The sequence below is a fragment of the Planctomycetota bacterium genome (genome assembly GCA_026387035.1).
Taxonomy (GTDB): domain Bacteria; phylum Planctomycetota; class Phycisphaerae; order FEN-1346; family FEN-1346; genus JAPLMM01.
The window spans coordinates 40,911-52,166 of sequence record JAPLMM010000262.1 but is presented as its reverse complement, the minus strand read 5'-3'; the positions used below and the strand labels follow the sequence as shown (position 1 = coordinate 52,166).

General features: G+C 65.3%; 8 protein-coding genes and 2 pseudogenes. All 10 read right to left on the bottom strand.

Annotated features, from left to right (window positions below):
• The coding region (locus NTX40_10120) for an IMP dehydrogenase (protein MCX5649427.1) at window positions 1–162 on the bottom strand (162 nt) is incomplete at its 3' end.
• A 176-nt stretch (window positions 163–338) separates the two neighbouring features.
• Entirely contained in the window at window positions 339–2,300 is a 1,962-nt protein-coding gene (locus NTX40_10115; protein ID MCX5649426.1) for a transketolase, read from the bottom strand.
• A 171-nt stretch (window positions 2,301–2,471) separates the two neighbouring features.
• Window positions 2,472–4,592, bottom strand: a complete 2,121-nt coding sequence (locus tag NTX40_10110) for a PKD domain-containing protein (GenBank protein MCX5649425.1) — start codon at window positions 4,590–4,592, stop codon at window positions 2,472–2,474.
• A gap of 124 nt (window positions 4,593–4,716) precedes the next feature.
• Window positions 4,717–5,370, bottom strand: a complete 654-nt coding sequence (locus tag NTX40_10105) for an OmpH family outer membrane protein (GenBank protein ID MCX5649424.1) — start codon at window positions 5,368–5,370, stop codon at window positions 4,717–4,719.
• Window positions 5,371–5,466: 96 nt separating this feature from the next.
• Window positions 5,467–7,827: an outer membrane protein assembly factor BamA gene (gene bamA, locus NTX40_10100; GenBank protein MCX5649423.1), complete on the bottom strand. Its 2,361-nt coding sequence runs from the start codon at window positions 7,825–7,827 to the stop codon at window positions 5,467–5,469.
• A 114-nt stretch (window positions 7,828–7,941) separates the two neighbouring features.
• Window positions 7,942–8,388: a hypothetical protein gene (locus NTX40_10095; protein MCX5649422.1), complete on the bottom strand. Its 447-nt coding sequence runs from the start codon at window positions 8,386–8,388 to the stop codon at window positions 7,942–7,944.
• Between the two features lie 56 nt (window positions 8,389–8,444).
• Entirely contained in the window at window positions 8,445–8,825 is a 381-nt protein-coding gene (locus NTX40_10090; GenBank protein ID MCX5649421.1) for a hypothetical protein, read from the bottom strand.
• Between the two features lie 15 nt (window positions 8,826–8,840).
• Window positions 8,841–9,329, bottom strand: a pseudogene (locus tag NTX40_10085) (acyl-CoA dehydrogenase family protein).
• Between the two features lie 63 nt (window positions 9,330–9,392).
• A pseudogene (locus tag NTX40_10080) lies at window positions 9,393–10,112 on the bottom strand (acyl-CoA dehydrogenase family protein).
• A 77-nt stretch (window positions 10,113–10,189) separates the two neighbouring features.
• On the bottom strand, window positions 10,190–11,218 hold the full coding sequence (locus NTX40_10075; protein ID MCX5649420.1) for an electron transfer flavoprotein subunit alpha/FixB family protein: 1,029 nt from the start codon (window positions 11,216–11,218) through the stop codon (window positions 10,190–10,192).
• Window positions 11,219–11,256: the final 38 nt, after the last annotated feature.

The following is an 11,256-nucleotide window of genomic DNA, read 5'->3' as shown; positions in this document are numbered from 1 at the left end:
GGTGTCCATGGCGGCGGAGACGATGGGAATGTTGATGCGGATTTCGCGCGTCAGTTGCGTAGAGGTGTCGACGTCGCGAGGCACGACGTCGCTGAGAGCGGGCACGAGCAGGCAATCGTCGAACGTGATGCCGTCACCGCAAATCCGGTCCTTGAAAGCCATGGCGTCCCACCCCCTTTTCTAAACGTCATTTCAACGCAGAGAGCGCAGAGACCGCAGAGAAAAAACTGTCCGGTTAAGAGCGCCTAACAAAATGATCATGGCCGGGTGGCACGGGCGGCTTGCCCGCCCGTGCACTGGCGGAAAAGCCGCCAGTGCCACCCATTTTGTTAGAGGTTCTAAATACATTGCTGTTTTCCGTTCCCCTGTCTGCCGAGGATCGCCCGAGCCTTGCGGCAGATGGCGTCGCAATCGAGGCCGATGTGCCGCAGAACGTCGTCCGCCGTCTTCGCTGACTTCGGCATGCGCTCGGCGGTCATGGTCACGGTGCGCAGGCCGCGGACCTGACCGGCTGCTGCCGCCACCGCGGCGCCGAGCCCACCCGCATAATTGTCTTCGACGACCAGCAGCGTCGAGCCGTCGCCCGCCCCGATCGCGTTGAGGAAGCCGTCGGCGAGCGGCAGGCTGTAGGCGTCCACCACGCCGCACGCGATTCCCCCGCCTTGGAGGGTCTTCGCCGCCCGCAGCGCCTCGTGGACCATGTAGCCCCACGCCACGATCGTCAGGTCCTTGCCTTTGGCGAGGACTTTCTGGCCGACCAGGTCGAACTTCTCCTCGGGCTTGTAGAGGAACGGCGTGTCGGGGCGAAGGGTCCGCAGGTAGGCGAGCCCCTCGTAATTGGCCATGAGGACGGTCAGTTTGTAGGCGCTGACGGCGTCGGACGGATTGAGGACGACGCAGCCGGGCTTGCCCTTGGGCGTCTTAACGCTCGCGAGGGCGCCGAAGAAAGCAACGTCCACGAGGCCCATCTGGCTGGGACCGTCGGCGCCGAGGCTGACGCCCGAGTGGCTGCCCACGAGTTTCACGTTCGCGCAGGTGTTTGCGGCCATTTCGATCTGGTCATAGGCGCGGACGAGGAACTTGGCGAAACTCGAGGCAAAGGGGATCTTGCCCCCGGCCGCCAAACCCACCGACACGCTAGCCATGTTCTGCTCGGCGATGCGGCACTCAAAGAAGCGGTTGGGGAACTCTTTACCGAGGAACTCCGAAAACGTCGAGTTGGAGACGTCGCCGTCCAGCGCGACGATGCGTGGCGAAGCGCGTCCGAGTTCGCGCAGCACCAGGCCGTAGGCGTGCCGGGTGGCCAGTTTGCCTTTCTTCACGTTGGCCTGGAGTTTCATGCCCTCGGTCAGGGCGACGAAATCGGGGTCGGCCATCGGGATGGGCTTGCGGTCCTGCCGCGGGATCTCGCCCTTGGGCATCGGCGGGCACAACTCGAAGGCGGGCTTCTTCTTCGGCAGGCGGAGTTCCTCGAGGGCCTTCGCGACGTCCTCAACGGAGAGCGGCTTGCCGTGGTAACCCACCTGCTGGAGTTCGCGGACGCCCCAGCCCTTGGTCGTCTTGGCGATGACGACGACGGACTTGCCCTTTGGCCCCTTGGCCGAGAGCGCCTTGCGGATGGCCACCGGATCGTGGCCGTTGATCGTAATCGGATGCAGGCCGTAGGCCGCCACTTTCTTGGCCAGCGTGCGGGCGCTCTGCTGTGGGCTGACGTAATCGCTCTGGCCCATGCCGTTCGAGTTGATGACGACGCGGACGTTCGTGAGGCGATAGTCGGCGATGAAGTCGAGGGCTTCCCAGATTTGTCCTTCGCGGACCTCGCCGTCGCCGCAGAGGACGTAAATGGTTTTGTCGATCTTGTCGAGTCGAGCGGCCAAGGCAAGGCCGGCGGCCACGCTGACGCCCTGCCCCAGCGATCCGGTGGCAGCGTCGAAGAAGGGAAAACCGACGGCCGGGTTCGGGTGCCCGTCCAGAATGCTGCTCTGCTCCCGAAGCGTCCAGAGATCGTCGATGGCGAGTTTGCGCCCCTTCTTCGGGTCGGTCCCGACAACGCCACCCAGGTCCGCATAGGCCGCGTAAACGATCGGGACGGCATGCCCCTCGGAAAGGACGAGGCGGTCGTTCAGGGGATTCCAGGGGTTCGCGACGTCGTGGCGCATCTGGTGATACATCAGGACCACGGTGATGTGGGCCAGGCTGAGGGCCGAACTCGGATGGCCGGAACCCGCCTCGGCAGTCATTCGGATCACATGGCGGCTCAGTTCGATGGCCTTGTACCTGACGGCATCGGCAAAACTCATCCCCGTCTCCTTGCGAGAAGCCGCTGCAAGTCCGCGTGAAAAAACATGGGGCAAACCCCGGCGTTCGCGGAGGTTTGCCCAAACCGTTCCCATTCATCCGCCGGTAGGGCTATTTACCGCACTGGCCACCCCCAGGTCAACAGAATTTTGGACGGCCCCAACCGGCAGGGCTCACTTGGAGGCCCCCTCGCCCTCCTCCGTGCCACCTCCGAGCACCTTCAAGCGGTTGCGGGCCTCCTCGCGGCTGGGGTCCTCCGGATAATCCTCGACGGCCGTCTCGAGCAGCCGCCGAGCCTGATCCCGAGACCCAAGGGCGACCTGGCATTCGGCCGCCTCCATCAGCAGCCGCACGGCATACGGGCTGGTGGGGTTGGCGGCCAGGAGGTCGAGGGCTTCGCGGAGCGCCTCGTCGCGGTCGCCCTTTGCCACCAGCGCGCGGACCCTCAGCAACGACCAATGGCCCTCCAGTTTCCCGAGCGGAAATTCCCAGGCCCACTCGTCGAGGAACTGGAAGGCCCATTCCCACTCGCGCTCGCGCGTGTACTCCTCGACGTAGCGGGCGAGCGTGCCGACGCGGACGGCCACCTGGGCGGGCGTGTAAACCTTGATTTGAATATCGACGGCGGCCTCGTAGGCCCGGCGGGCCTCATCGGTCTTGCCCCGGTGGCGCCAGACGTCGCCCATGCCGATGTGGGCCCGCCGAAGGACCTCGTCGCCCGCGACGGCCGCGTAGGTCTTCAGCACCCGCTGGTACTGGCCTTCGGCCTGGTCGTACTCGTAGAGGTTTCTGAGGAGCGTCTCGGCGGTCTCGAGCGCGAGCCTCGCTTTCTGAGCGGGCGTCTTCGTGCGCCCTTCCATCCGGCGATAGATCCCGACGGCCTCTTTGGCGCCCCCGGATTCGCGAAGATATTTCCCGAGCAGGAGGCTGACGGAGTACCCATCCGCCTCCGAGGCGCCCTCGCGCTCGACGGCGAAGGCCCTCGCCGCGGCGACGAGCGCATCGCTCCTCTTCTGGTAATCGAAAAGTTGCACCGCCAGGAACAGGTTCGCCGGATCGAGCGTCTGAAAATCGTATCGCGCGACGGCCTCGCCATACCCCTTGACGGGGTCGAGCGCGCGCTCCGCTTGTTTCCACCAGTTCCGTTCCACGCGGACCTTCGTCCGGAACGTGTGGGCCAAGGCGCTTCGGCTCGCCTTCAGCGTGACCGTGTAGTCTCCGGGGGCAAGGTAGATGTGAACGGGCTCCGCCGCCTGGCTCGTCTGGCCGTCGCCGAAATCCCAATCGAACCGACCGCCCTGACGCAGGCTGATCCCCCTGGAAAGGTTCTTGAACTGGATACGGACGGCATAGTGGTCCGGCCACCAGGATTCGCCGGCGTGCTCGACGAAGAAGTCGGCCACGATCCGCTCGTTCTGAATGTCCGTCTCCACGAGAGTCGCATGGGCGACGGGAAGGAACGCATTGGGCGGAATGGGCACAAAACGGTCCGTCTCGGGCACGCGCCACGCCGCCACCGCCATCATCGCCCCGCCGCCGTTCACATGCCAGTAATCCAGCCGGTGAACCCCTTGGGTAAGGGTACATTTGGCGGCATGGCGGGCGTCCCAGAGGGGTCCGTGCTCGCCCGGCCAGGAGACGACTTCTTTGCCGTCTATCAGAAGCCAGGAGGCCTCGTCGCTGGACGTGGCCACGTCGTACGTCCCGGCCTCTGGCGCCACTATCCACCCCGTGTAACGGTAGATCCTTGGGGCTTCACTCTCGCCAAAGGGGTTAAAGCCGAAATTGATGTGGCTCACGAAAGCGGCGCCGGCCAGTTTTGCCTTTTCCCAAATCTTCTGCACCGCGCCGAGACGGTCCATGGGCCCGCCGGGCCACTGGCGAGCCTCCAGCAGGACGCCGCGCTCGGGCTCCCACGTTTCGGTCGGCGGTCCCGCCTCCGGGTTGCCGTAGTAGATGTAGTAACGCTCGGTGCCCGGCGTGGCGGCAAACGCGATGCGCACCAGGTCGCCCGGGCCGACCGCGAGCACACGATGGGGAACGAGTCGGCGGCCCTCGGCGGCGACGCGAAGGTCGCTGCCGTCCGCCTTCATCATGCCGCCGCTGTAGAAGATGCAAACGGCCACCTCCGCTCCCGGATAGGAGGACGGTTCGACCTTGGCGTCGACGACGCGGCGGACTTTCCATCCCGGCCCCAGCCAGGGGGCCACGTCGGCGTCCGCGGCGGCGGCCAAGCCCGCCACCGCCAGGGCGCCGAGACACATCGCGCCAAGCCGACGCCGGCACCTCTCCACGCCATCCTCCGCTTCCACGGCCCGGCCGGTCGAATCCACCCATGCGACAGGAACCAACCGGCCCGGCAAAGCCGACCAGCGGCCGCCGGGCCGGGACCATTCACCCCGATTCGCCCACGCCGATTCAGCCCTTGGGAGCACCCTCGGCCGGAGTCTTGGGCGGTGCGCCTTCCGCCGGCTTCTTGGACACCCTGTAGGCGTCGTTCAGGATCTTGAGAACCTCGTCCGTCACGTCGGTCACGTTGCCGGGGAACAGCAAGGCCGTCGCTACAATGTGCTGTTTCAGGTCCGCGAGGTTCCGGACCTGTTCCACGTCAATCTGGCCGGGGGTCAGAAACGCCTTTGCGAACACCAAGTCCAGCCCCTTTCCCTTGGCGATGCGGCTGACGACCTTTTGAATGTCGCGGTAGATGTCCAGCAGCATGTCGCGCCGCTTGCGGACCATCTTGGCCTGTTCGACGGCCAGCCAGGTTCGCAGTTCAACCTCGGCCTCAAACGCCTTGTCGTCCAGCCGACGCCATTCCTCGCTGTCCTTATTGAACCCGTCGCGCTGGAGACGGATTTCCTCAACCTTTTTGATTTTCGGCTCGGCGGCAGCCTTCATGTTGGCCTCTTCCACCTTGGCGTCGGCTTCAGCATCCTTGGTGCGCTCGTAGTTGTCCACCAGCGTCACGATGTCCACCTGGCCGACCTTGATCTCGGCCCGTGCGGGCGCCGCGAGCAACGCCACGAGCACGACCCCCAGCCCCACGCTTCCAATCCTCCAGACCCGATTCATAAAATGCTCCTTTCCTTTTGGCTGCCTGTTTTTCCCGTGTCCTCGCCCGGAGAGCCGGGCCGCCTACTCCCACCTGGGCCGGTTCACCCGGCCGCTCTAGAAAGCCGTCCCGATCGTGAACGAGAAGAACTGCGTCTCATCGTCGGTGTCCTTGGCGATCGGAAGGGCGAAGTCAAACGCGAACGGAACCGGCCCGAAGAATGGGACGGTGAAACGGATGCCGAACCCGACCGAGGCGCGCAACGTCTTCAACTCGATCTTCTTCTCGACGGTGCCGGTGTCGAGAAAGAAGACGCCTGTCAGGTTCTTTTCAAACAGCGGGAACGAATACTCCGTGGACGCGAGGGCCAGGAAGTCGCCGCCGATCGCCGTGTCGCGCTCGCGCGGGCCCGCGCCGCGGAACTCGAAGCCGCGGATGCTCCCCTGGCCGCCCGCGTAGAACCGCTCGAAGATCGGCGCGTCGCCCCCGATAAAGCCCAGGTGGCCGCGCACCGACAGCACGCTCCGCCGGTCCAGGACGTCGCGCGTGACCGTCCAGTAGCGCCGGGCGTCCACGTCGAACTTCGTGAACGTGTAGTCGCCTCCGAGAGCGCCCGCCTGCTCGACCGACCCCCGGAGCCGATACCCCTCCGTCGGGAAGAAGATGCTGTCGGTCGTGTCCTTCAGGAGCCCCACCTCGGCGCTGGTGAGGGAACTGGCGCCTTCGACGTCCAGGAGGTCCTTCGGCGCATCGGCATCCACGTTGCGGATGTCGATGCCCTCGACGCGAAGGTTCAGGAAGGCCTGAAGGTCCTCGCGGATCTCCTTTCCGAAGCCGATGTTGCCGCCGATGCGGCGCTCGTCGTAGGAGTCGCGCTTGCGCTCGAAGAAGAAACCGCTCAGCGAGAGGCTGTAATCGGAGTCCGCCAGGTGCGGCTCGCGGAAATCGACGCGATAGCGCTGGAGTTCCGTGCCGGGCTCGAGCACGATCTGGAACAGTTGGCCCGCGCCGCGGAACGCCTCGCCGCGCCAGAACTCCTCGTTGGACTCGGGCCAGTCGGTGATGTCGAAGTTGCGCTGAACGAACGAGATGTTGCCCACGACGCCGCTGTTGCTGCTGATGCCGGCTCCGAAGATCAGGTTCCCCGTCTCGGTCTCATCGACGCGCACCAGAATGTCCCGCACGTTCGGATCTTCGGTCGGAAGCGTGCCGATCTGGACCGAACCGGGGGCGAACAGGCCGCTCCCCTCGAGCCGCTTGCGCGCCTTCTCAATCAACTTCGTATTGACCGGCTCCTCGGGATAAAACCGCAGGTTCCGACGGATCGCCTTGTCTTGCGTGAAGCGATTACCCTCAATCCGGATCTCGCCGATCCGCACCGCCTGCTTCTCCTCCACCTTGAAGGTCATGTCCACAAGGCCGGGCTCCTCGGCAAAATCGACCACCGGCCGGACGACCGCCTCGATGTACCCCACCTCGCCGTACGTCTCACGGATGATCCGGACCGACTCGCGAACCTTGTCGGCCGTGTACGCTTCGCCGGGCGCCAGGTCCGCTTCCTGTTCCATCTGTTTCTGAAGGAGCGACCGGCTGAACCGCTCGACGCCCGCCATCGCCAACGAACGGATTCGGTACCGCGGCCCTTCCTCAATGACGATGCGGATCGTGAGGTTCGTGCGCGAGGCGTTGAACTGGAGTTCCCGCTGAACGCGAACGTCGAGAAAGCCCTGCTCGATGTAGTAGTTCCGGACGGCGATCACGTCGCGCGCGACCTGGTCCTCGTCGTAAACGCCTGCCACAAGGATCGGGAACCACGTGCGCGTCTCCATCCGCTTCCCGAGTTCGTCCGCCGGAATGGACGGGTTGCCGACGAACGTGATCTTGCGGACGCGGACGCGCGGCCCCTCGGCCACGGTGAAGCGCGCCACCTGACGATCCGCCAGGAGATCCTCGTCCAGCGTCACGCCGACAAAATAGTAACCGGCCTCCCGGTACTTCTGCTCGATGGCCCGAGCGCCGGTGAAGATCCGGTGCTGATCGATCGGCTCGCCTTCCTTCAGGCCAATCGTTTCGGCCAGATTCTTGTCGGAGAAATGCTCGTTGCCGACAAACTCCAGCCGCGCAAGAACCGGCCTCTCGGTCACCTCCACGACGAGCACCAGGCCGTCCGCCTCCTGCTGGGGCCGGAGAACGACGTTGTCGAACTCCCTCAGGTCGATGATCCGCTTCAGATCCTGGTCCGCGGCTTCCGGGGTGTAGGTGCTGCCCTCGCGCAGGCGCATCTGGCCGAGGATGCGATGGGTGTTAACGCGCTCGTTGCCTTGCACGACGACGCGAACGATCCGCTGGCCGGCCGGCTCCGCTTCGCCCGCCGCTCGCACCGCCGCCGGAACCACACCGACCAGACACAAGGCCGCAAGAAACGATATGACTCGCCGCACGATGCGCCGACTTGTGATCGTTTCACGCCCACTCATGCGCAACCTCAGTCAGCCGGCCCTTTGTCGGCACACGATAAGGATGGCCTCATTCTACCGGCCCGCCCGAAGGCTTTCATTAATAAACCACCGGTGTTCCCAGCCCTCCTCCGATCACCCGGCCTCCGGCGGCTTCATGGGCCGAAGGGCCCAAAGGGGCCACAGCAGCGGGAACAACGTGATCATGGGAACCAGCAGCCCGTGGACGAGCGGGACAGTCAGCGTTTGAGCCGGGTTCCCCAGATTCACCAGGAACCAGAGCAGGCCTGCCACAATCAGAAAGATGTTCTCGAGGACGAAGGCCCGGCGGGCCCACACCCGACCACCGGAATACGCCCATGCCTGATAGATGAAAACCACGAAAATCAGGCCCGTCAGAACATAGGGCGCGACCAACGGTACGGCGGTTTCGTACAACGAGGTGACGATCTTCAGACACGTCCACCAGAAATAGTGTCTGAAGATGAAAAAAAAGTTGCCCGCGATGGCCAGAACATCGACCATCGCGATCAGAAACATCACGCGACGCCAGACCTTCGGGTCACGATGCCACCGCGCCATTGCATTCTCCTAGTTTAACGGCGGCCACGGCGGGCAAACCCCTTCGCCTCGCCGGCTCACTCTTCGGCGAAGGTCGGCCCGACCAGGACGTCGAAATGGTCGAGCGTCGAGCGATCGCCGCTGCTAATCAGGCGGAGCATCTGCTCGCACCGGACGACGGCGCGGCTGATGAACCGCCTGGCGCTGACAGCCTTCGTCTTGGAGTCGCGCGCCATGCCGAGCCACAGGTACGCCAGATACAGGTCCGTCGCCACATCGACAAGCGGCCGGGCCCAGAGGTCGAGGTAGTCCGCCCCCCGCTCGCTCTTCAGTTGCGTAACGGCCTTATCGAGATTCACGCGCATTCGGCGAAGGCGGTCGGCGAGGCCCTTGAAGCCCCTCGGCGGCGGGGACGCGTCCATCTCAGCGAAGCGCTTCTCCGCCGTCCCGCTCGTCACGCCACGCACCGTCGCCAGAACCTGCAACTGGCTCGTCCCTTCGTAGATCGACGTGATCCGCGCGTCGCGATACAGTTGCTCCAGCGGGTAGTCGCGCATGTAGCCCGATCCGCCGAGCACGCTGATGGCCTCGTACGCCACGCGGTTGCACATTTCGCTGAGCCAATACTTCGCCATCGGCGTCAGGAGCGCCGCCAGACGCTTGTACTTCTTCTGTTCCTTGTTCATCTCCTGGCGCCGCTGGGGGTCCTCGCACCGCGCCATGGCCTCTTCGAGGCCATACTCATAGTCGGCCGCCAGCGTCGCCTCGTATAGCAGCGCGCGGCCGGATTCGATGGCGAGTTTCATTTCGGCCAGGAGGTCGGCGACGGCCGGCATCCGCTCGATGGGCCGGCCGAACTGGACGCGCGTCGCCGCGTAGTTCCGGGCCACCCGGAACGCCGCCTCCGCGATGCCCAGGCTCTGGGCCGCGATCCCGATCCGCGCCCCGTTCATCAGGGCCATGACGTACGTCACCAGGCCGCGACGCCGCTCGCCCACCAGTTCCGCGGGGGCGTCGTTAAACTGCATCTCGCACGTCGGCGACCCGTGGATGCCCATTTTGTCTTCGGTCCGCCGGATGCGGATTGCCGGGTTCCGTTCGCAGAGGAACAGACTCAGGCCCATGCCGCCCGCCTCGTCCGGCTCGCTCCGCGCAAGCACCAGCAGGATCTCCCCGCAGCCGTTCGTGATGAACCGCTTGACGCCCTTCAAGCGCCACTGGCCCGTCCCGTCCTCGTAGGCCTGCAACTGGACGTTCTGAAGGTCGCTGCCCGCGTCCGGTTCCGTCAGGACCATCGCGCCGGTCACCGTGCCGGCGCTGAAGCGCGGGAGCGTCCGCTGCTTCTGGTCTTCGGACGCGAAGGCGTTGATCGTCTCCGCGATGCCCTGGAGGCCGAAGATATTCATGAGGCTGGCGTCGGCGCGGCTGATCATCTCGGTGCCGATCGTATAGATGATGCCCGGACAGTTGAGGCCACCGAACCGCCTCGGCAGCGTGAACCCCATCAGGTCCGCCTGCGCCAACGCCTTCAGCGCCTTCTCGATGCCGGGCGCATACCGCACGCACGCCTCTTCCGAGCAGAGGTGCGACCCCGCGCGGTCGATCTCCGGCGACTCGGGCGCCACCACGTCGCCCGCGATCTCGCCCACCAGCGCCAGCACCCGCCGATAATTGTCTACGGCGTCCTCGACCGTTTCGGGCGCGTAGTCGCACTCGGCGGCCTCCGCAAAATCGCGCTCGCGCATGCGAACGAGCGGCTCGAGTTTCAGCCGGCCCAAGTGAAACTGAATGTCGGAATTGTCCGAAAAAAAGTTCGCCACGATCACACCCGCTTCTTAATGGCGTAGATCATCATCGGAATCACGCGATTCAGGTCGCCCACGATGCCGTAGTGGGCCACTTGGAATATCGGAGCGTGCGGGTCGGCGTTGATGGCCACGATCTTCTGGGCCTCGCTCATCCCCGCCCGGTGCTGGACCGCACCGCTGATGCCGACCGCTATGTACAAGGCCGGCCGGACCGTCGTCCCCGTCTGGCCCACTTGGTGGTCCTTGTCGATCCAGCCGTTGTCGACGGCGGCGCGGCTGGCGCCGGCGGCGGCGCCGAGCGAATTCGCCAGGTCCCAGATCAGCCGGAAGTTCTCCTTGCTGCCTACCCCCGCCCCGCCCGCGACGATGACCCGGGCCGCTTTCAGGTTCACCTTTCGTTCGGCTTTCGTATGATCGAGGATCTTCAAGGGCAGGTCCTCGGCCGAAAGGCCCGGCCTAAAGCGGATGATCTCACCGCGGCGCGACGGGTCGGCGTCGGGCAGGCGCATCACGCCTTCGCGGACCGTGGCCATCTGCGGCCAGCGCTCGGGGTTCACGATCGTCGCAATGATGTTGCCCCCGAACGCGGGACGGATCTGCAAGAGCAACCGGTCGTACTTCTCCTTGGTGCCCGGCTCGACGTGGTCGCCGATGTCCAGGTCCGTGCAGTCGGCCGTCAGGCCGGCACGAAGGGCGCTGGCCACGCGCGGCGCGAGGTCGCGGCCAAGGGGCGTTGCGCCGTAGATGACGATCTGCGGCTTGTGCTCCTCGATGAGGCGGCAGAGAACCTTCGCGTACGGATTGGTCTGGTAGTGCGCCAGGAGAGCGTCCTCGGCCGCCACGACGCGGTCGGCGCCGTGATGGATGAGGCGTTCGGCGTGGCGGGCCACGTCGGCCCCCATCACGACCGCCGTCAGGCGAACGCCCAGCGTCTCGGCCAACTCCCGGCCCTTCGACAGAAGTTCCAGGCCGACGTCGTGCAGTTGGCCGTCGTTCTGTTCCGCGACGACCCACACGTCACCCTCGCGGTTTACGTCAATCATGCGTTGCGCACTCCCCAAGGCACTGGTACGGCGCTCCC

Bases quoted from the DNA above. Each gene is read 5' to 3' on its own strand.
- NTX40_10105 (MCX5649424.1), bottom strand. From the start codon at position 5,370: ATGAATCGGGTCTGGAGGATTGGAAGCGTGGGGCTGGGGGTCGTGCTC.
- NTX40_10115 (MCX5649426.1), bottom strand. From the start codon at position 2,300: ATGAGTTTTGCCGATGCCGTCAGGTACAAGGCCATCGAACTGAGCCGC.
- NTX40_10095 (MCX5649422.1), bottom strand. From the start codon at position 8,388: ATGGCGCGGTGGCATCGTGACCCGAAGGTCTGGCGTCGCGTGATGTTT.
- bamA (MCX5649423.1), bottom strand. From the start codon at position 7,827: ATGAGTGGGCGTGAAACGATCACAAGTCGGCGCATCGTGCGGCGAGTC.
- NTX40_10075 (MCX5649420.1), bottom strand. From the start codon at position 11,218: ATGATTGACGTAAACCGCGAGGGTGACGTGTGGGTCGTCGCGGAACAG.